The sequence below is a fragment of the Streptomyces sp. NPDC048590 genome (assembly GCF_043199535.1).
Classification (GTDB): Bacteria; Actinomycetota; Actinomycetes; order Streptomycetales; family Streptomycetaceae; genus Streptomyces.
The window spans coordinates 504358-523489 of the sequence record NZ_JBICWC010000004.1; the positions used below are offsets into that span (position 1 = coordinate 504358).

Here is a 19132-nt window from a genome sequence, read left to right on the forward strand (position 1 = left end):
GGGCCGCTGAGGGCCCTGGTTCAGCCGGGGATCATCCCGCCGTCGACGGTGAGGACCTTGCCGGTGATGTACGAGGCGGCCGGCCCCGCCAGGAAGGCGGCGGCCTGGGCGACCTCGGCGGGCCTGCCCATGCGGCCCAGCGGGATGGCCTGGAGGGCCTCCTTCATCTGCGCGCCCGGCACTTTCTTGACCATGTCGGTGTCGATGAAGCCGGGTGCGACGACGTTGACGCGGATGCCGCGCGGTGCGCCCTCCTGGGCCAGGGTCTTCGCCAGGGCGATCACCCCGCCCTTGCTGGCGGCGTAGTTGGCCTGGCCGGCCCGGCCGGCGATCCCGCTGGTGGAGGCGATGAACACGATGGCCCCGCCGCTGGAGTACATCTGCTTGGTGGCCTCACGGGCGGTCAGGAACGCGCCGGTGAGGTTGGTGGAGACGACCTCGTTCCACTTGCTGCTGGACATCGCGGCCAGGTGGCCGTCGGCGGTGATCCCGGAGTTGAGGACGGCGACGTCGAGGGAGCCCCAGGTCACCCGGAGTTCCTTGTACATCGCGGCGACCTGCGCCTCGTCGGAGACGTCCGCCTTCAGCAGCAGCGCCTGCCTGCCGAGCTCCCGTACCCGCTCGGCGACCTCCCCGGCCTTCGCCTCGCTGGAGCGGTAGTTGAGCGCGACGTCGCAGCCCTGTTCGGCCAGGGCGATCGCGACGGCCGCCCCGATGCCGCGCGAGGCGCCGGTGACGAGGGCCTTGGTGCCCTCCGCGAAGAGGCCGCTCATGCCGCTCTCCCCGTGGTGGCCGGGGTGCCGGTCACCCGGTGGCTGCCGGGGTCGAAGCCGGACACCTCGCTGCCGATCCCGGCGGCGGCCGCCGCGGTGAGGACCGCGTCGGCGACCGCCAGGTCGAGGATGCCGAGACCGAACGGCGAGAAGACGACGGTGCCCTTCTCCGGGAGGGTGACGGTGCCTTCGAGTACGTCGGCGATCTCGGCGTGGACGAAGTCGCGGTGTCCCGTCTCCTGTTCGGCGCGGTGCAGCGAGGTCTGCTCGCGGACGGTGTGCTCGGTGTCGTCGACGACGTTGTACGCGCCGAGGACCGAGGAGGTGTTCAGGTCCCGCAGGGACAGGTGCAGGACGACCTGCCCGTCGGGGCGCCCGGGGAAGTCCGCCAGGTCGAGCCAGTAGCCGGAGTCGGTGGTGGCGACCGAGACCGTCTGCGCGGTGAGGGCCTCCGCGAGGTCCCCGGCCCGGAAGGTGATGCCCGGGTGGGTCTCGGAGAGCTCGGCGGCGAGCGCCTCCGCCCGGCCGGGTACGGCGTCCTGGAGCACCACGGTCTCCACGGCGGGGTGCGTCAGCGTCAGGTAGCCGGCGACACGGTGGTTGATGGTCCCGCAGCCGACCAGCCCGACGGTGGTGACCTCGCGGTCGCCGTGGAGCGCCCGGGCGGCGAGCGCGGCGCTCGCCGCGGTCCGGGAGGCGGAGATCTGGCTGCCCTCCAGCAGAGCCGTGGGGTAGCCGGTCTCCAGGTCGTTGAGGATCTGCAGCGACGAGGCGCGCTGGAGGCCCTGCTCGACGTTGGCGGGGAAGGACGATATCCACTTCAGGCCCATCACCGGCGCCGGGCCGCCCAGGTGGGCCGGCAGCGAGATGATGCGTGATCCGGGGGTCTCGGGCGGGCGCAGGAAGGTGGAGAAGGGCACCTGCGACCGGCCGCGGCCGTGCAGGAGGTAGGCGGTGCGCACCGCGTCGAGCACGGTGGTCTCCAGGCCGTTCAGGGCGGCCCGGACGTCGTCGCGGCCGAGGATTCTCAACGTTCGCTTCTCTCGTCGTGGGTGATGCCGTCCAGGGGGACGGGGTGGTGAGGGCTCCGGAGCTCGTCGAGGAGTCCGGGGAACCGGTCGTCGACCCAGGCGTCGTCGTAGACCGTGTCGAGGTACCGGTCGCCGCCGTCGGGGAGGATCGCGACGCAGGTGGCGCCCGGCTCGATCCATGCGGCGGCGCCCCGCAGGGCGGCGACGACGGCGCCGGACGAACCGCCGGCCAGGACCGACTCCGCGGCGAGGAGCCCGCGGCAGCCGCGTACGCAGTCCGCGTCGGTCACCTTGACCACCCGGTCCGCCAGGCCCGGCAGGAGCAGCTGCGGGACCACCGCGGCGCCGTGCCCGGGGATCGAACGCCGGTGGCCGCGTTCCCAGGGCTCGGGCGGGCCGAAGATGACGCTGCCCACGGCGTCCACCGCCACGATCCGGGTGGGCAGTTCGTGGTCGCGGATGTACTCGGCGCAGCCGCGCAGGGTTCCGCAGGTGCCGGCGGCGAGGAACAGGTAGTCGGGTCCGCCGGGGAGGGCCTGGCAGATCTCGCTCATGGTGGAGTGGTGGGCACGGGCGTTGTACTCGTTGGCGTACTGGTTGGGCCAGTACGCGTCCGGGATGGTCTCCAGCAGTTCCCTGACGCGGCCGATGCGGGCCGGCAGGTACTCCCCGGTGGCCGGGTCCCGGTCGACGACCTCCACCCGGGCGCCGTACGCCCGCATGATCGAGGCGTTCTGCGCGGTGGTGCGAGGGTCGACGACGCAGACCAGTCCGAGCCGGTGGAAGTTGCACAGCTGGGCCAGGGCGATGGCGAGGTTGCCCGAGGAGGACTCGACGACCGTGGAGACCCCGGGGACCAGGCGTCCCGTCCAGATCGCGTGCTCGATCATCGACTTGGCGGCGCGGTCCTTGATGCTTCCGCCGGGGTTGAACCGCTCGCACTTCCCGTAGACCTGGAAGTCTGCCGGAGGGAAGAGCCGGTCGAGGGCGACGAGCGGTGTGGAGCCGATCGTCTGGACGATGTCGGCCTTCGGGTGATGAGCCGAGGGCGCCGCCAGCGCGGTCCCGGCGGGGGCGACGAGCGTCATGACGCCACCTCTCTGCTGATCTGGAGCCGCAGTTCGCTGACGTAGCGCTCGCCCTCGGCGTCCGGCAGCCAGGAGTCCTCCGGGTCGGGCAGGGGCTCGCTGACGGTCACGACGGCCGCGGGGTCTCCACGGAGCGACCTGCGCGCGGTGTTCACGAACGAGAGCACCAGTGCGGGGCTGGTGAGGTCGGCCAGCGAGGGCTTGGTCTCCTCGGGGAACTTGACGAAGACCCGGTCGGGCAGTCCGTTGTCCGTGGCCCAGCGGCGTACCGCCAGGTAGTCGGCGTGCCGGTCGGCCTTGGCGGCAAGCCCGATCCCCCCGGCGGGAAGCCGCCAGGTCTCGCGGAACAGCACGAGCTTGTCGAGGGTGACGCGGGGGGTGTGGGCGCGGTCGAGGCCGATCTTGAAGGCGTCGGCGGCGATGATCGACACGAGCACACCGAGGAGTTCCGGGATGCTCCACTCCCGGCCGTCGGGTGTGGTCGCGGTGACCGTGCCGGCCTCCTCGGCCAGAACGACGGCCGCGGCCGGGTCGACGCGGGTGCGGTCGCCGAACGGGGCACGGGTGAAGCCGATCAGCCGGTCCCCCACCCCGATGGGCGCGGGCACCATGCGGCCGCTGTTGCGGCGCCAGTTGGTGGGCAGCAGCGGGACCATCCTGGGCGCGCCGAGCGCCCGGTTCACCTTGTCGCGGAGGGACTCGCCGTCGGCCGTCCACTCCAGGAAGGGCAGGTCGAGGGTGGCGAGGCAGGCGTGCATCTCCCCCAGGACGACCGTGTAGTCACCGGAGTTGACCGCGTCCACGGAGCGGGCGACCACCTGGAGGTCCGGGCTGTGCACCGCGGCGGGGCGCGGCCTGCCCGGGTCGACGGCGAACGCCGCCCTCGCCCGTTCCTCGATCGCGCCGACCGGGAGCTCGACACGCGCGGCGCCGTCGTCCTCGGGGGTGAGCGCGACGACCTCGCGCCACTTCTCTGCGAGTTCGCGTGTCGCGGTCCGCACCGCGACCGGGTCGTCCCCCCAGAACATGGCGAGCACCTGGGGCCACACGTCCGAGAGGGTGACCTTGCCGTGCCGGGCGGCCGCGGCGCGTACGAGCTCCGCGACCTGGTCCTCGACGAGCTGTGAGAGCCGGTCGCCGAACCAGTCCGCCGCGTCGGCCGCGACGGCCAGCGGGCGGGCGATCGGGGCGAAGAAGTCCTGTCCGAGGGAGGTGCGGCAGTCGCGCAGGGTGTCCTGGAAGCACAGGGTGCGCCCGGCGTAGGTCTTGCCCTCCTCGCGGGAGGCGGACAGGCCGGTCGTACGGACGAAGAAGTCGTCCAGCAGGTCGAGCGCGGCGGTGAGCTCCCCGGAATCCGTGGCACCGCTGATCCCCTCGCGCAGCCGGGCGAGCTCGGTGAGGACCGCGTCGAAGCGCACGAACAGCGCGGGGTCCCCGATCGCGGCGACCCGCCGGCGCAGGGTCTCCTCCGCCCACAGGTCGACGGGGATGTTGGCGTCCCAGCAGAGCACGCGCTGCCGCAGCAGACGGTTCAGCGCGCGGTCCACGCGCTTCACGGCGTCGGGGAGTTCCCACCCCTGGCCGTCGGCGAGCGCGTCCACGATGGCCTGGGCGTGGCGCTCGCCGTCGGCGAGGCTCAGCACCTGGACCTCGTCGTCGCGCAGCCGCGCGGTGCGGCCGCCCGGCAGGGTGAGCCGGTCGCCGTCGAGGTGCACGTCGGGCCGCAGCACCGGCGGGAACCACCAGCGGGCGCCCGGCTGCGCGGTCATCCACTCGGCCAGGGCGGAGACCGCCCAGCGTTCGAGGAAGACCCGGCTCTCGGCGATCAGCGAGGGCCCCGGGGTGAATTCGAGGGCGCGTCGCTCCTGGCCGACGGTGATCCAGGAGGCGGGGCCGAAGAAGCCGATGGTGTCGGCCTTGGCGCCGTAGCGCATCCAGTACATGGCGAGGGTGCGTTCGCGTTCCCTGCGCTTGGCGCCCTTGGCGGTGCCGCGCACCAGCGAGTCGAGGATCCGGTGGACGCCCCGGTTCTGCCAGGCGATGGCCGTACGGACCCGTTCGTCACCGGCGATACCGGCGAGCCGGGCGGCCTCGGCGACGTAGTCGTTCTCGTACCGTGCGACGAACTCCTCGTCACCGGTGGCGCCTTCGGCGTGGAGTGCCGCCGCCTCGGCCGCGCGGGGTCCGCCGATCCGGCGCAGACCGGAGACGGGGAAGCCGGCGCTGCGGAGCATCCCGACGCCCCAGACCCGCCATTCGGTGTCCGCCAGCGCGTACGACGGGGCGCAGGACGACCAGTCGAAGGGACGGACCGTCTCCAGGGTGGCGGTCATCGTGCCGCCCCTTCCCGGAGTGCGGCGGCGAGCCGTGACACACCCTCGTCCATGCGCCGGCGCGGTACGTGGCTGAAGCAGAGCCGCAGCCCGTCGGCGTGCTCGCCGTCCACGGAGAAGTGGCCGCCGGGCACGAAGGACACCCCGTGGCGTGCCGCCGCCTCGGTGAACCGGGCCGCGTCGGCGCCCTCACGGTGCCGCAGCCAGATGTAGAAGCCGCCCTCCGGGCGCTGCCACTCCCAGGGGCCGCCGGGGCCGAGTTCCGCGTCGAGCGCGTCGGCCATCTGCGTGCAGCGTTCCCGGTAGCCGCGCCGGTAGCCGTCGATCGTCTCCGTCCAGCCGTTGCGTGCGTAGAACGTCGCGAGCGCGGACTGGGCGAGGGCCGACGGGGAGAGCGTCATCACCTCGGTGGTGGAGCGGAGGTTCTGGGTGAGGTGGGCCGGTGCGGCGATCCAGCCGCAGCGCAGCCCGGGAGCGAAGACCTTGGAGAAGGTGCCGAGGTAGACGACGTGGTCCGGGGCGAGTGCCTTCATCGAGGTGACGCAGGTGCCGTCGAAGGAGAGCAGGCCGTAGGGGTTGTCCTCGACGATCAGGAGGTCCAGCTCCTGGCAGACCGCGATCAGGGCGGTCCTGCGCTCCTGGGAGAGGGTCCGTCCGGTCGGGTTCTGGTGCGTCGGGTTGCAGTACAGCAGCCGTACGGCGCGCCCGTCCGCCCGCAGGCGGCCCACGGTCTCCCGCAGCGCCTCCGGGTCCATGCCGCGCGCGTCCTCCGGGACGCCGCACAGCCGGAGGCCCGCGGTGCGGAAGGCGGCGGTGGCCCCCGGGTAGGCGGGCGTCTGGCACAGCACGGTCTCACCGGGTGAGGCCAGCCCCAGGGCTACGGCCATCAGGCCGGCCTGGGACCCCCCGGTCGGGATGAGCTCATCGGCCGTCACCCGGGCGCCCTCGCGCTCCATGAGGTCGGCGATCGCCGGAACCAGGGCCTTGGGGACGTGCGGGGTGCTGTACTGGAAGGTGATCTTCCCGCCGAGCCGTACCAGCCGGGACAGCTGGCCCGATATCTCCTCCAGCGGGAGCACGTCGAGATCCGGCAGGCCGCCCGCGAAGGAGATCAGGTCACCTCCCCGCTCGAACAGCCGCGGCATCTCCGCGGTGGTTCTGGTGGTGGTCCACATGGGTCGTCAGCTCCCGGCCGTGGCGGGAAGCGACGCGGCGAGGCGGGCCTGCACGGAGCGCCAGAGGCCGGCCGACGAGGTGAGGGTGGGGTCGGCGAGGGCCTCCGGGTCGACCTCGATGCCGAAGCGCTCCTCGACGGCCATCACCAGGGCGACGGTGTGCAGGGAGTCGACGCCGAGGTCGACGAGCGGGGTCTCGGAATCCTTGACGGTCACGGAGCAGATCTCCTCGACGAGCTGGTCAAACTGCGACTGGTTCATGGGTGGTCCTCGTCTGTGCGAAGGGGGGCGTGTCCGACTGCCCGGCGTGGGCCGGGGAGTCGATCAGGCGCTGGGTGGCCGTGCGGTCCGGCTTGCCGTTCGCGGTCAGGGGCACGGAGTCGAGCGGGATGATCAGGTCCGGCAGCCGGGCGCGGTCCAGCCGGCGCACGAGGTGGGCGCGGATCTCCTCCGGCGCCAGGGCGCTGTGCACCGCGAGCCGCAGCGGTCCGTCCTCGGGGTCGGGTTTCAGGGCGACCGCGGCGGTCACGCCGGGTACGCACTCGGCGGCGCTCTCGATCTCGGTCAGTCCGATGCGGACGCCGCGGCGCTTGATGATGTCGTCGTCGCGGCCGACGAAGTAGAGGCGGCCCTCCTCGTCCAGGTAGCCCTGGTCGCCTGAGTGCAGTTCGAGCGATCCGTCCGGCCTGCGGACGAATCGGTTCTGCTCCTCGGTCGGAATGCCCCAGTAGCCGTCCATCACGGTGGTGCCGTGGACGACGATCTCGCCGGTCTCGCCCGGTCCGAGGGTCCGCTTGTCCGGCCCGACGATCCGGATGTGGTCACCGGGGATGGCACGGCCGACCGAGTCGGGGTGGGCGGCGTACTCGGCGGGGTCCAGGATCGAGATGCGCTTGCACTCGGTCATCCCGTACATCGAGGCGAACTCCGAGCCCGGGAAGGCCTCCAGCAGCTCGGCCATGACCGCCCGGCCGGGCCGTGCGCCGGTGTTCGTGAAGAGCCGGACCCTGGTGGGCCTGCGGAGCTTGCGCTGGAGCAGGGTGAGGATCTGGGCGAGCGACGGCACCAGGGGTACGACGGTGAGGCCGTGCCGTTCGATGAGCCGCAGCAGTCCGACGTCCTGCGCCCGCCCGGTCAGCACCAGGGTGCCGCCCGTCAGCGCGCAGAGCAGCGCCTGGTAGAGCCCGTAGTCGAAGGAGAGCGGAAGCCGGCAGAGCACCACGTCGTCGGGGCGGTAGCCCAGGCAGGCGTTGACCGCGTGGAGCGCGGCGGTCATCTGCCGGTGCGGGCAGACGACGCCCTTGGGCCGGCCCGTCGTCCCGGAGGTGTAGATCAGCATCGCGACGGCGGTGTCCGGCAGTCCGGCACCGCGCGGATCGGGTGTGGCGTCCTCGATCTCGCGGGAGGCGGCCTGCGCGGTGACGGTGTCCCCGGCGCCGGCGCCCGCGCCGGGTGCGCAGATCGCCAGCCTGGCGTCGCAGTCCTCGACGATGGCGGAGATCTGGGTGTCCGTCAGCTCGGGGTGTACGGGGACGAAGACCGCGCCGACGCGGAGGGTCGCGTAGAACAGGGCGAGGAAGGCCCGGTCGTTCCCGCCGGAGTGGACGACCCGCTCCCCGGGGCCGACACCCCGGCCGCGCAGCCACCCGGTCGCCCGGTCGACGGCGGCGCCGAGCTCCTCGTAGGTCCAGGTGCCGTCGGTGTCGATGACGGCGGGGTGTCCGGGGCGCTCGGAGCGCGGACGGTCGATGAGGTCAGACACCAGCACGGGCCGGCTCCGTTCTCCCGGTGCCGAACCGGACGGCTGCCTTCGCGACGTCCCTGGGCGTGTTCAGGGACACCACGTCGAGCTCCGGGTACCGGCGCTTGAGGATTCCGGCGAGCGTGCGCGCGGGGGGCAGCGAGAGCACCGCCCGGGGCGCGGCGGCGGCCAGGGACTCCATGCACAGGTCCCAGCGCACCGGCCGCACCACCTGTTCGACCAGCCGTCGGCGTATCTCGTCGGGCGAGGTGACCGCCGCCCCGTCGCTGTTGGACAGGAGCGTCCGGCGCGGGGGTGCGAACGGGGTGGCCGCCGCCGCGTCGGCGAAGACCTGCCGCGCCTGCTCCATGTGCGGGGTGTGGAAGGCGCCCGCCACCGGGAGTTCCCGGACGGTGGTGCCGGGCGGCGGCTCGGCCAGCAGCTGTCCGATCCGTCCCGACTCCCCGGCGGCGACGATCTGGCCGGGGCCGTTGTACGTGGCGGCGCCGAGGCCGATCCCGGCCAGGTGGGCGAGCACCTCCCGCTCGTCCCCGCCGACCACCGCCGCCATGGAGGTCGGTGTGGAGGCGCAGGCCTCCGCCATGGCGCGGCCGCGCACCGCTGCGAGCCGCACGGCGTCCGCGGGTTCGAGGACCCCGGCGTAGACCGCCGCGGTGAGCTCGCCCACGGAGTGGCCGGCCACGACCGCGGCCCCTTCGGGCAGGACGCCCGTCAGGGCGCCGTGGGCCAGCAGCCCCTGGGCGACGAGCAGCGGCTGGGTGTTCTCCGTCCTGGCGATCTCGGCGGCCGATGCCTTGGTGCCGAGGTGGGCCAGGTCGCAGCCCGATGCCTCGGACCACTGCCGCACCGCCGCGGCGCACTCCGGGTCGCGGAGCCAGCCGGCCAGCATGCCGGGGGTCTGGGACCCCTGGCCTGGCGCGATGATTGCGAACACGTGTTCTATCCCCCCTGTGTCGAGTACCCCTGTACGGCCTTTCGGCCCATGACGGTGGTGAGGTGCCGGCGTACCCGCGCGCCGCCGGCGTGCGCTACCGCCCTACTGTCGGCCGGTGCTCTTGGCGAACCTGCGGACCGCCATGAAGGAGAAGGCCGCGAACCAGGCGACGACGTTGATCACCGCGCCGGTGAGGCTGGAGTGCTCGCCGCTGAAGGAGTAGCCGTCGGTGAGGGCGTAGCGGGCGAGAGTCGCCACCCCGTACATCGGGGTGTAGCGCGAGATCTCCAGCATGATCCCGCTGAGCGGGATGAACAGGTCGCCGAGGAACGCGAGCGCGGTCATGGTCAGTCCGGGCATATGCATGACCACATCGGGCTTCATGGCCAGCCCCATCGCGATGCCGAGCGCCGCGAAGACCGCCGCCCCCAGCCAGGCGACGAGCAGGGCCGTCACCCAGACCTTGGCGTCGGCCCGCGCGCCGGTGGCGAGCCCCAGCACGCCGACGATGATCACCGGAACCCCGGCCATCAGCACCGAGCACAGCACCTTGACGAGCAGATAGCCCGGCGGCGTCAGCGGGCTCAGCGCGATGGTGCGCATCCACCCCACGGACCGCTCGACCGAGATCGTGGCCGCCGAGCTGATGGCCGCGGTCCCGGCCCCGTACACGGCCAGACCACACATCATCCACGCGGCGAAGTTCCCGTGCGGCAGCGTGGCGTCGTCCGGGCCGGTGCGGAACAGGGCCAGGTAGAGCACCGCGGGCAGCAGCAGCGTGAAGATGGTCGTCTGCCGGTTGAAGCGCCGGCGCAGTTCGTAACCGATGAACGTGGCGTTGACCCCGCCGAACACCGAGGCGCGGGCGCCTGTCTCCGTCTGTGCGATCGTGGTGGTCACAGTCCCTCCCGGGCGCCGCGGTCCTGCTGGGTGATGGCCATGAACGCCTCTTCGAGGCTGCGCGGGGTCACTTCGATCTCCGTCGCCCGCGTCCGCGCCACGAGCAGTCGCAGCACGGCGTCCGAGTCGGAGCAGTCGAAGAAGTGGCGGTCACCGCGCACCGTGCAGGAACGGACGCCGGGCGCGGCGGCCACCGCTCGGGCGTCCTGCGGCGTGATCACCGCGGACACGGTGCGCCCGCTGGTCGCCGCGCGGACCGAGGAAGCCGAACCGTCGGCGACGACCGCGCCGTGGTCGATCATCACCACACGGTCGGCGAACTGGTCCGCCTCCTCCATGTAGTGGGTGGCGAACATGACGGTCATGCCCCGCCCGGCGTCCTCCCGGACGGCCGCCCAGAACTCCCGGCGGGCCGCCACGTCCATCCCCGCCGTCGGCTCGTCGAGCACCAGGAACTCGGGGTCGGAGAGGAGCGCCACCGCGAACCGCAGCCGCTGCTGCTCCCCGCCCGAGCAGGCGGAGACCTTGCGGTCGCGCAGCCCGGTGATGCCGGCCCTGCTCATGCACCGCTCGGGGTCGGCACCCGGGTGCAGCGAACCGAGCATGTGCACGGTGGCCCCGACGGTCAGGTCGGGCAGCAGCCCGCCCGACTGCATGACGGCGGCGACCCGTCCGGCACGCACCGCGTTCCGCGGCTCCTGCCCGAAGAGCTCGACCGTCCCGGAGTCGGGCAGGGTCAGGCCCAGGAGCATGTCGATGGTCGTCGACTTCCCGGCGCCGTTCGGGCCGAGGAAGGCCACGATCTCGCCGCGCCGGATCCGCAGATCCAGCCCGTCGACTGCGGTGAAGTCCTCGCCCTTGGCGTTGGAGAAGCGCTTGACGACCGTGCCGAGCAAGGCGACGTCCTCCGGCGCACCTCCTCCCGCTGCGGGGCGGACTCGGGATTCGGTCATCATCGGAAAGCCTCACGATTCGGTCGACGCCGGCTGGCGGAAAACACTCTTCCGCGCGTCGCTATCCGTCCGGACCGGAGCCGCTACTCCCCGCCTATCCGCCCTCTGTCCCGTGAGGTCGACGGGGTTCCTCCGGGTCGGCGGGCACACGAAAGGCCGGGCACCCACCGTGCGCGGTGGATACCCGGCCTGTCGTGTTCCGGTCCGGACCGGCCGGATCGAAGCGGTCGTACGAGGCTCCGCCAGGACGCGGGCCGTACGCCGAACCGGCCGTACGCCTGGCCGCCTGGCGCCTCACCGGCCGTACGCCGACCCGGCGGAACCCGGCGACCCGCGAAACGCGCGGCCGCCGCGCCGGCCGGACGTCGGGCCGGTCGAGCTGGTAAGGCGCCGCGCCGGTCAGACGTCGAGCTGGTCGGCGACCGCCCTGAGCAGCCCAGCGATCTTCGCTCCGGCGGCCTTGTCCGGGTAGCGGCCCCGCTCCAGCATGGGCGTGATGTTCTCCAGCACCGTCGTCAGGTCCTGGACGATCGAGGCCAGCTCGTCCGGCCTGCGCCGCTGCGCGGCGGCGACCGACGGCGTGGGGTCGAGGATCACGACGGACAGGGCCTGGTCACCACGCTGGCCGGCGACCACACCGAACTCGACCCGCTGGCCGGGCTTGAGCGCGTCGACGCCGGCCGGGAGCACGGAGGAGTGGACGAAGACGTCGGCGCCGTCGTCCCGCGAAAGAAAGCCGAAGCCCTTTTCCGAATTGAACCATTTGACCTTACCCGTGGGCACGTCTGTCCTCGTCCTCGTACTCGTCGGTGTGCGGGTGAGCCGTGAAAGGGCTCCGGATAGCAGTACAGCGGGTCAGTGACCCGCCAGGTCCCAGGCTAATGGCCAGGGGGCCGGAGACAAGACGTCGCCGAACTGTTCCGCCGAGCTGGGAACTACCCTGGCCGGGTGAGTACTACTCCTTCAGGCTCCGGCGACCGCCTCGTACAGGTCGGCGCCGTCGTCTTCTTCATCGGCGCGCTGGCCACTCTGGTCACCGTGGCCCCCCTGTTCCTGGGCACCGACCCGTTCCCGTCCGTCGCCTACGCGGTGTGCATGCTGATGGGCGTGGGCTTCCTGATCGCGGGCGCCGGCGTGGTGCGGTCCGTCTGGAAGAGCTCCCCGAAGCGGGCCGCGACGAGGTAACGGCCCGCCGCGGAGGTCACGCGGACCGCCACTCCTGTGCGTAGTCGTCGAAGATGACGCGCAGGTGATGGCCGATCTTCAGGTAGTCGAGGTCGTCCAGATTGGCGAGCGACACCCGCACCGACCACTCGGGCCCGTCGAAGCCCCCGCCGTTGAGGAGCACGACGGAGGTCTGCTCCGCGAGCCGGAAGAGCGGGTCGACGGGCTCGTAGTTGCGCTTCAGGAAGTCGGCGAACTCCTTGCCATGGACGCGTTCGGCCTCGGCGAGCAGATCGAGCTCGATGTAGTACGCGGCGCGCTTCGCGTCCTCCGAGATCTTCATGTGGGCGCCCTCCAGGAGGAGGTCGAGCCGCTGCCGCACAATGGCGCGAATCCGGTGCTTGTAGTCCTGGCCCTCGTCGAGCATGTCGAAGAGCGAGAAGAGCGACATCATCACCTGCTGGGGCAGCGAGAGCCCCGCGGTGTGGTTCAGCGCCACCTGCCGGGAGTCCGCGACGAGCCGGTCGATGAAACGCATCTTCCCCGGCTCCAGCGTCAGCGTCCCGTACCGCTTCTCCAGCCTCGCCTTCTGCTCGTGGGATTGTGCGGCCAGCATCTCGTCGATGACGTTGTCGTCGTGCAGTCCGATCACCCCGAGCCGCCAGCCGGTCGCGCCGTAGTGCTTGGAGTAGGAGTAGACGAGCAACGTGTTGCGCGGGAGGTCGGCGGCGAGGGAGCGGAAGCCCTCCACGAAGGTCCCGTACACGTCGTCGGTGACGATCAGCAGATTCGGGTTGCGTTCACCGACGATGGAGACGATCTGCTCGGTGACCCTGGTGGAGAGCGCCAGCGAGGGCGGGTTGCTGGGGTTGACGCAGCAGACCATCTTCACGGACGGGTCGGCGAGCTTCTCGACCTCCTCCGTCGGGTAGCGCCACTGGCGCACCCCGGTCTCGGTGAACAGGCTGGCCTCCACCTGCACCACGTCGAAGCCGTAGTCCTCCAGCTCGGGAATCTCCAGGTACGGGGTGAACACAGGCACCATCAGGGCGATCCGGTCGCCCTTCTCCAGGATCCCGTTCTTCATCAACGAGTCGAAGATGTAGCACATGGCCGCCGTTCCGCCCTCCGTGGCGAACAGGCTCATCGTCTGCCCCTCGGGCGGCCGGTGGTCGAACATCTCGTCGGCCAGATAGCCCCGCACGATCAGCTCGCTGTGGCGCAGCATCCGGTCCGGCACGGGGTAGTTGTCCCCGATCGAGGCGTCCGCCAGCTCGTGCACGAAGGCGTCCGGCACGAAGCCGAAGCGCCTGATCGCCAGGTCGACGCAGGCTTTCAGCAGTTCGATGCCGGGCAGGGACGGGTTCGTGCGGACGAACCGCTCGAAGCGTTCCGCGCAGCCCGTCTCCTCGGGCATTCCCCCCAGGTTGTCGGCGGTCCAGACCCGCCTGGACTCGCTGATCGCGAAGTAGCCGAGCGCATGGTACGCCTCGCGGGGCCCGGTCGCCACCCAGTTCGGGTTGCCCCGGCCGGCGTTGAGCATCGCCTGCGCGGCCATGCCCTTCTGGCCGGACTTCTCGCTCTGCGCCTCGGTGGCGATCTGGATGAACTTGTCCTTCAGCTCGAAGGGGGAGAGCTGGGCGAAGGACCGGATCTCCTCGCGGCTGAGTCTCGTCTTCGGCATGGTGGTCTCCGCTCCCGTGCAGGTCGGTCGGGTCAGTGGTTGAGGATGACGATCACGGCGCCCCACACCGTCAGGAGGACGTTGCCGACGGCGTACGGGATCGTGTAGCCGAGGGTGGGGATCTGGGATCTGGATGTCTCGTTGACGGCTCCGATCGCCGCCGTGGTGGTCTGACCGCCCGCCAGGACGCCCATCAGAACCGGGAACCGGATCTTCTGCACGTGGTGCCCGACCAGGAATCCCACGATCAGCGGGACGACGGTGGCGACAGCACCGAAGACGAGGAGCCCCCAGCCCGCCGAGGACAGACCGCTGGTGAAGCTCGGTCCCGCGTTGATGCCGACGACGGCGACGAAGACGCAGAGGCCGAGGGTGTCCATGAACCACTGGGCCCCGGGCGGAACGTTTCCGTACGTCGGGTACCGGCCCCGGATCCAGCCGAAGACCAGGCCCATGATCAGCCCGCCGCCCGAGGTGGACAGCGAGATCGGCACTCCGCCCGCGGTCAGCGCCGGGATGCCGATGCAGCCCCCGAGGAAGATGCCGAGGCCCACCCAGACCATGTCGGTGGCGAAGCTCGTCGGCACGGGCTTGCCCAGCGCCCGGGCGGCCGGGCCGACCAGCCGCTCGGGACCGGTGAGGACGACCGTGTCGCCGCGTTCGAGCCGGGTGGTGAGCCGGTAGGGGAACTCCGACCCGGCGCGGTAGAGCTTGTCGACGTAGACGCCGACCATGAACGGCTCCCGGCGCAGTTCCTCGACGGTCCGCCCGAGCTGCGCCTTCTCCGATGCCACCACGTGCAGGGTCTCGGTGCGGTAGCCCAGCAGCTCGACGTCGTCGGCCTCCGCGCCGATGTGCGTACGGGCGTCGAACGCGACCAGGTCGCCCCTGATCGCGCTGACCGCGACAGTGTCGCCCAGCCGGATCGTGCGGGACTGGTCGGGTTCCAGGACGGTTCCCCCGCGGCGGACGCCAGTGAGGTAGACGCGGCGGCCCAGCTGTTGCTGCTGGTCCTCGATGTCCGCGACGGACCGGCCCACCAGCTCCGGCCGCTCCACGCGGTAGGCGCGCAGCACCACCTCGTAGTAGCCCTCGCCCTCGTCCGGGCTCTCGTCCGGGGTGTCCATCTCGGCGGCGAGCTCGGCGCTCTCCTTCGCCAGGTCCCGCCGGTAGAGCTTGGGCAGCACGTTGGCCAGGAGCATCGCGCACAGGATGGTGCCGAGCGGATACGTCACCGCGTAGCCCACGGCCACGAGGTTCTGCTCGGACTTGGCCTCCGAGGACGAGAGCCCCGGCAGGGTCCCGATGGCGTCCTGGGCGACGCCGATGGCGGCCGACTGGGTGAGCGCCCCGCTCATCAACCCGGCACCGAGACCGGGGCCGTAGCCGAGGAGCGACGCGAACAGCCAGGAGACCAGCAGCCCGGTCACACAGACCACGACCGCGTTGACCACCTGCGGCAGACCGTCCTTCTTCAGCCCCCGGAAGAACTGCGGGCCGACGCGGTAGCCGAGCGCGAACAGGAACATGATGAAGAACAGGTTCTTCACCGTGTCGTCGATCTCCACCTCGAACTGTGCGCCCAGGAAGAGCCCGACGACCAGACACCCCGTCACCGCACCCAGCGCGATCGTCCGGTACCGGACCTTGCCGAGCAGGAAGCCGAGCGCGATCACCACGAACACGAGCAGTTCGGGGTGCGGCTGGAAGATGTTGCGGTTCAGGAAGTCGATCATTCAGGCCCCCAGCACCCCGACGAGGATGGGTCCGGTCAGGGGCAGCAGGAAGTTGGAGAGGGTGTACGTGATCGTGTAGCCGAGCAGCGGTACGGAGCTCTGGGCCACCTGGGTGACCGAGGTGATCGCCGGGGTGGAGCACTGCTGCCCCGCGATGGCACCGATCAGCAGCGGCTTCTCGATCTTCAGGAACCTGCGCCCGACGAACAGCGAGATCGTCGCCGGGACGAGGACCATCGCGATCCCGGCGAACGGCAGCAGCGCCCCGTACTCCTTGAGCAGCGGCCATGCCTGCGGTCCCGCGGCCAGCCCGGTGCAGGCGATGAAGACGGCCAGTCCCATGTCCTTGAGGGTGCTCGCGGCCTGCGGCGGGAACGCCCCGAAGGTCTGGGAGCGGGAGCGGAACCAGCCGAAGAGCAGACCGGAGATCAGACAGCCGCCACCGGTGCCGAGGGACAGCGGCACGTCCCCGGCGTTGACGACGATCTGGCCGAGGAGGGAGCCGGCGACGATGCCGAAGCCCAGGTAGACGAAGTCTGTGGAGTCGTTCTTCACCACGGCGCCGAGCTTCTTGACCAGCCGGTTCAGTCCGCCGCGCGCGCCGACCAGGGTGAGCACGTCGCCCCGGGCGAGGACGGTCTCCCCGCTGGCGGGGAGGTGCTGCTCGTTGCGCAGGACGTCGGTGACGTAGACGCCGTCCTTGCGGAACTCGGGGTGGCGCTTCTGCAGCCGGTCGATGGTGGCGCCGATCGTCGCCTTCTCGGTGACGGCGACCTGACTGGTGGCCAGCGGGGTGTCGAGCCCCGGCACGGCGGGTGTCTCGGGCCCGATCTCCCGGCCGGCCTCGATGATCGCCGACCGCAGGCCGACCACCTGGACCAGGTCGCTGAGCGTCAGCTCGAGGCCGGGCTCCGGGGTGAGCAGCCTGCTGCCGCGTTTGACGCCCTCGACCGTGATCCGCCCGCCGAACTCGGCCTCCAGGTCGCCCACACTGCGCCCGTCCGCGAGCGTCACCAGATAGGTGCGGCCGACCATCCCCGGCAGGGCCTCGCGCTCGTCGGACTCCAGACCGGGCGATCCGCCGCGCATCTTCTCCCAGAGCTCACGCGAGGCGTCGGCCAGGTTGATGCGGAGGATCATCGGCATGATCTGGCTGGTGTAGAGCACGATGGTGATCAGCCCGAAGAGGTAGCAGACCGTGTACGCGGTGGCCACGTGCCCCTGGTACTCGTTCACCTGGTCGGGCGTCAGGTCGCCGAGCTTGCCGATGGCCTCCGTCGCCGTACCCACGACGGCCGACTCGGTGGCCGCCCCCGCGAGGATGCCGGACGCCGTGCCGACGTCCAGGTCGAAGGCCTTGGCCAGGCCGTAGGCGATGCCGAGGACACAGACCAGCTCGATGAAGCACAGGGTGAAGAAGCGCAGGCTGCTCCGGTTGAGATTGGCGAAGAACTGCGGGCCCGCCATGTAGCCCAGCGAGAAGATGAACAGCGCGAAGAAGACGTCCTTGACGTCGTCGTCGACGCTGACGTGCTGGGCTCCCAGCAGCAGCGACACGATCAGCGTGCCGCAGATGCCGCCGAGCGCGATGGGGCCGAACCGCAGCTTGCCGACGAGATAGCCGACAGCCAGGCAGAGGAACAGCGAGAGGGCGGGATTGTCACGGAGAACACCCACCCCGCCTCACCCGCCGATCGGGTTGCGTAGGCATGTAAGCGACATAAGAGACATAAAGGCGAAATTAACAGCAGGCGTGGCCCGTGGCACTCGGGCCGCGCCCGTACGCCTGAGGGCGCGGCCAGGTGGTTCCGAGGAGGCCGCCCGCCCCCGGGAACGTCAACCTGCCGTATGGGTCCGCAGCCACTCCGGGAACGCGGTGAGGTCCGGCAGGACCACGTCGGCGCCCGCCGCACGCAGCTCGGCCTCGTCGCACGGACCCGTCGGGACGGCGACCGACAGGGCTCCTGCCGCACGCGCGCCCCGTACGTCCCCGACGTGGTCTCCGACATAGATCCGCGCGCCGTGTTCGAGCAGGGCCTCCGCCTTGCCCTCGGCCCAGAGCCCGCCGATCAGCAGGTCCGCCCCGATGGAGAGGTGGGCGAGGTGGAGCTTGGCGTTCGGTTCGTACTTGGCGGTGACGACCATCGCCCGTCCGCCGAGCGCCTGCACGGCCTCGACGGACTCCCGCGCGCCGGGCATGGCGGTGGTCGGGGTGATCGCGGTGTCCGGGTAGATCGCGCGGTACCGGTCACCGGCCGCGGCGACCTGGTCGGCGGGGAACCAGCAGGCCATCTCCTGTTCGAGCGGCGGGCCCAGCCTGCTGACCACCAGCTCGGTGTCTATGTACACGCCCGTCTCGGTGGCCAGCTGCTCGTAGGCGGCCTTGATGCCGGGCCGGGAGTCGATGAGGGTCATGTCGAGGTCGAAGCCGACCGTCAGGGTGTGTGAAGGCATGGCCCCATTGTGCCGACCGGCCGGGACGGGAAACCGGGCGTCCGTCAGCGGTAGCCGCTCGAGTCGGCGGGCAGTCCCGGGTCCTGGACCTCCACGAGATACCGCCACGCGTCGGGACGGCTGCCGTCGAGGTCGGTGAACCCGTACTCCCGCGCCAGCGCGCCGCTGGAGAGCGACTGCCCGTTCCACCGGCTCACCCCGGGGTCGGCGGCCAGCGCGGCGACGGCCCGCCCGGTGTAGGACGGCGTCTCGGAGATGCAGAAGTGCGGCACCCGCTCCAGGGCGTCCCGCCAGGTCTCCTCGGTCACCTCGAAGTGTTCGAGCATGATCTCCGAGCGCATCCACCCCGGGGTCAGCGCCACAGCCGTGGCTCCGCGAGGGCCGAGTTCGTGCCCCAGCGAGAAGCCCATCCGGAGGACGGCGGTCTTGGCGAGGTCGTAGAAGAAGGAGACCCGGTACCTGTCGCGGTTGTACTCGGCCGTACCGTCGGTGACCTCCACCACCAGCCCTCCCGGCTTCCGCAGCAGGAGAGGGAGCGCGTGGTGGCTGGTGATCGCGTGGGTCTCCACGGCCAGCCGCAGCAGCCGCAGCCCCTTGTCCAGGTCGTGCTCCCACACCGGGCTGTCCCAGGCGAAGAGGTGCTCACCGCCCCAGATGTCGTTGACCAGCACGTCCAGCCGGCCCTGCTCGGCGTCGATCCTGTCCACCACCGCGCTGACCTGCGCCGGGACCAGATGGTCGGTGGGGACGGCGATCCCGTGGCCCCCCGCAGCCGTCACCAGGTCGGCGGTGTCCTCGATCGTCTCGGGCCGGTCGTACTCCGACCTCCGGGCCCGTGTGCTGCGGCCGGTCACGTACACCGTGGCCCCGGCGGCGCCGAGCTCCACCGCGATCCCCCGGCCCGCGCCCCTCGTCGCGCCCGCGACGAGCGCGACCTTTCCGTCCAGTGCGGCTGCCATGGATGCCCTCCGGTCCGTGCGCCGTCCCGGCACGGTTCGTGCGCCGGTAGGCACCATGCTGCCGCGGAAACCGGACACCTTCTGTCGCTGTTCGGGGTGTGTCCTGCACGCTCTCCTCGAAGGCGTACGGACAGGGCGCGGCCGGACGAGTGGCGTGGTGTCGGCCACCCCGGAACCTGGTGCCTC

The 19132-nt window shown here is 71.4% G+C and carries 17 protein-coding genes; 1 reads left to right on the forward strand and 16 read right to left on the reverse strand.

Features of this window, described 5'->3' with window-relative positions:
• Window positions 1-20: 20 nt before the first annotated feature.
• The 11 genes from fabG to ACGFNN_RS14640 all read right to left on the reverse strand — a co-directional run bounded on the left by fabG (window position 21) and on the right by ACGFNN_RS14640 (window position 11732).
• Window positions 21-773 (reverse strand): 3-oxoacyl-ACP reductase FabG, encoded by a 753-nt coding sequence (fabG, locus tag ACGFNN_RS14590; protein ID WP_393555798.1) that lies wholly within the window; start codon window positions 771-773, stop codon window positions 21-23.
• Window positions 770-1804: a 2,3-diaminopropionate biosynthesis protein SbnB gene (gene sbnB, locus ACGFNN_RS14595; protein WP_393555800.1), complete on the reverse strand. Its 1035-nt coding sequence runs from the start codon at window positions 1802-1804 to the stop codon at window positions 770-772. The genes fabG and sbnB overlap by 4 nt, the downstream gene beginning before the upstream one ends.
• Window positions 1801-2892, reverse strand: coding sequence for a 2,3-diaminopropionate biosynthesis protein SbnA (gene sbnA / locus ACGFNN_RS14600; RefSeq protein WP_393555801.1), 1092 nt, complete (start codon window positions 2890-2892; stop codon window positions 1801-1803). Before sbnA ends, sbnB begins: the two co-directional genes overlap by 4 nt.
• The gene (locus ACGFNN_RS14605) at window positions 2889-5225 is read right to left on the reverse strand and encodes a lantibiotic dehydratase (RefSeq protein WP_393555803.1); all 2337 of its coding nucleotides are present in this window, start codon (window positions 5223-5225) and stop codon (window positions 2889-2891) included. The genes sbnA and ACGFNN_RS14605 overlap by 4 nt, the downstream gene beginning before the upstream one ends.
• Window positions 5222-6400 carry a PLP-dependent aminotransferase family protein gene (locus tag ACGFNN_RS14610; protein WP_393555805.1) on the reverse strand — a complete coding sequence of 393 codons (1179 nt, stop codon included), beginning with the start codon at window positions 6398-6400 and terminating at the stop codon, window positions 5222-5224. Before ACGFNN_RS14610 ends, ACGFNN_RS14605 begins: the two co-directional genes overlap by 4 nt.
• 6 nt (window positions 6401-6406) lie before the next feature.
• Window positions 6407-6661: an acyl carrier protein gene (locus ACGFNN_RS14615; protein WP_393555807.1), complete on the reverse strand. Its 255-nt coding sequence runs from the start codon at window positions 6659-6661 to the stop codon at window positions 6407-6409.
• Window positions 6642-8168 carry a class I adenylate-forming enzyme family protein gene (locus tag ACGFNN_RS14620; protein WP_393555809.1) on the reverse strand — a complete coding sequence of 509 codons (1527 nt, stop codon included), beginning with the start codon at window positions 8166-8168 and terminating at the stop codon, window positions 6642-6644. The genes ACGFNN_RS14615 and ACGFNN_RS14620 overlap by 20 nt, the downstream gene beginning before the upstream one ends.
• The gene (locus tag ACGFNN_RS14625; RefSeq protein ID WP_393555811.1) at window positions 8155-9096 is read right to left on the reverse strand and encodes an ACP S-malonyltransferase; all 942 of its coding nucleotides are present in this window, start codon (window positions 9094-9096) and stop codon (window positions 8155-8157) included. The genes ACGFNN_RS14620 and ACGFNN_RS14625 overlap by 14 nt, the downstream gene beginning before the upstream one ends.
• Before the next feature lie 102 nt (window positions 9097-9198).
• Window positions 9199-9996, reverse strand: a complete 798-nt coding sequence (locus tag ACGFNN_RS14630; protein ID WP_393555813.1) for an ABC transporter permease — start codon at window positions 9994-9996, stop codon at window positions 9199-9201.
• Window positions 9993-10949, reverse strand: a complete 957-nt coding sequence (locus ACGFNN_RS14635) for an ABC transporter ATP-binding protein (protein ID WP_362670436.1) — start codon at window positions 10947-10949, stop codon at window positions 9993-9995. The genes ACGFNN_RS14630 and ACGFNN_RS14635 overlap by 4 nt, the downstream gene beginning before the upstream one ends.
• A 399-nt stretch (window positions 10950-11348) precedes the next feature.
• Window positions 11349-11732: a cold-shock protein gene (locus tag ACGFNN_RS14640; RefSeq protein WP_073743882.1), complete on the reverse strand. Its 384-nt coding sequence runs from the start codon at window positions 11730-11732 to the stop codon at window positions 11349-11351.
• Between the two features lie 165 nt (window positions 11733-11897).
• Here ACGFNN_RS14640 and ACGFNN_RS14645 point away from each other — a divergent pair, with 165 nt between their 5' ends.
• Window positions 11898-12134, forward strand: a complete 237-nt coding sequence (locus tag ACGFNN_RS14645; protein WP_362541363.1) for a hypothetical protein — start codon at window positions 11898-11900, stop codon at window positions 12132-12134.
• Between the two features lie 16 nt (window positions 12135-12150).
• On the opposite strand, the gene ACGFNN_RS14650 is transcribed toward ACGFNN_RS14645, so the two are convergent.
• The 5 genes from ACGFNN_RS14650 to ACGFNN_RS14670 all read right to left on the reverse strand — a co-directional run bounded on the left by ACGFNN_RS14650 (window position 12151) and on the right by ACGFNN_RS14670 (window position 18946).
• A complete protein-coding gene (locus ACGFNN_RS14650) occupies window positions 12151-13797 on the reverse strand; it encodes a bifunctional aspartate transaminase/aspartate 4-decarboxylase (protein WP_393555815.1) in 1647 nt (548 codons plus the stop codon).
• A 32-nt stretch (window positions 13798-13829) separates the two neighbouring features.
• Window positions 13830-15533, reverse strand: coding sequence for an aspartate-alanine antiporter (aspT, locus tag ACGFNN_RS14655; RefSeq protein WP_393555817.1), 1704 nt, complete (start codon window positions 15531-15533; stop codon window positions 13830-13832).
• The gene (gene aspT, locus ACGFNN_RS14660; RefSeq protein ID WP_362541369.1) at window positions 15534-17210 is read right to left on the reverse strand and encodes an aspartate-alanine antiporter; all 1677 of its coding nucleotides are present in this window, start codon (window positions 17208-17210) and stop codon (window positions 15534-15536) included.
• Between the two features lie 159 nt (window positions 17211-17369).
• A complete protein-coding gene (locus ACGFNN_RS14665; protein ID WP_393555819.1) occupies window positions 17370-17987 on the reverse strand; it encodes an HAD family hydrolase in 618 nt (205 codons plus the stop codon).
• 44 nt (window positions 17988-18031) lie between these two features.
• Window positions 18032-18946 carry an SDR family oxidoreductase gene (locus ACGFNN_RS14670; protein WP_393555821.1) on the reverse strand — a complete coding sequence of 305 codons (915 nt, stop codon included), beginning with the start codon at window positions 18944-18946 and terminating at the stop codon, window positions 18032-18034.
• Between the last annotated feature and the right edge of the window lie 186 nt (window positions 18947-19132).

Coding starts and splice junctions, on each gene's coding strand:
- fabG (WP_393555798.1), bottom strand. CDS start 773: ATGAGCGGCCTCTTCGCGGAGGGCACCAAGGCCCTCGTCACCGGCGCC.
- sbnA (WP_393555801.1), bottom strand. CDS start 2,892: ATGACGCTCGTCGCCCCCGCCGGGACCGCGCTGGCGGCGCCCTCGGCT.
- ACGFNN_RS14605 (WP_393555803.1), bottom strand. CDS start 5,225: ATGACCGCCACCCTGGAGACGGTCCGTCCCTTCGACTGGTCGTCCTGC.
- ACGFNN_RS14610 (WP_393555805.1), bottom strand. CDS start 6,400: ATGTGGACCACCACCAGAACCACCGCGGAGATGCCGCGGCTGTTCGAG.
- ACGFNN_RS14615 (WP_393555807.1), bottom strand. CDS start 6,661: ATGAACCAGTCGCAGTTTGACCAGCTCGTCGAGGAGATCTGCTCCGTG.
- ACGFNN_RS14635 (WP_362670436.1), bottom strand. CDS start 10,949: ATGACCGAATCCCGAGTCCGCCCCGCAGCGGGAGGAGGTGCGCCGGAG.
- ACGFNN_RS14650 (WP_393555815.1), bottom strand. CDS start 13,797: ATGCCGAAGACGAGACTCAGCCGCGAGGAGATCCGGTCCTTCGCCCAG.
- aspT (WP_393555817.1), bottom strand. CDS start 15,533: ATGATCGACTTCCTGAACCGCAACATCTTCCAGCCGCACCCCGAACTG.
- ACGFNN_RS14665 (WP_393555819.1), bottom strand. CDS start 17,987: ATGCCTTCACACACCCTGACGGTCGGCTTCGACCTCGACATGACCCTC.
- ACGFNN_RS14670 (WP_393555821.1), bottom strand. CDS start 18,946: ATGGCAGCCGCACTGGACGGAAAGGTCGCGCTCGTCGCGGGCGCGACG.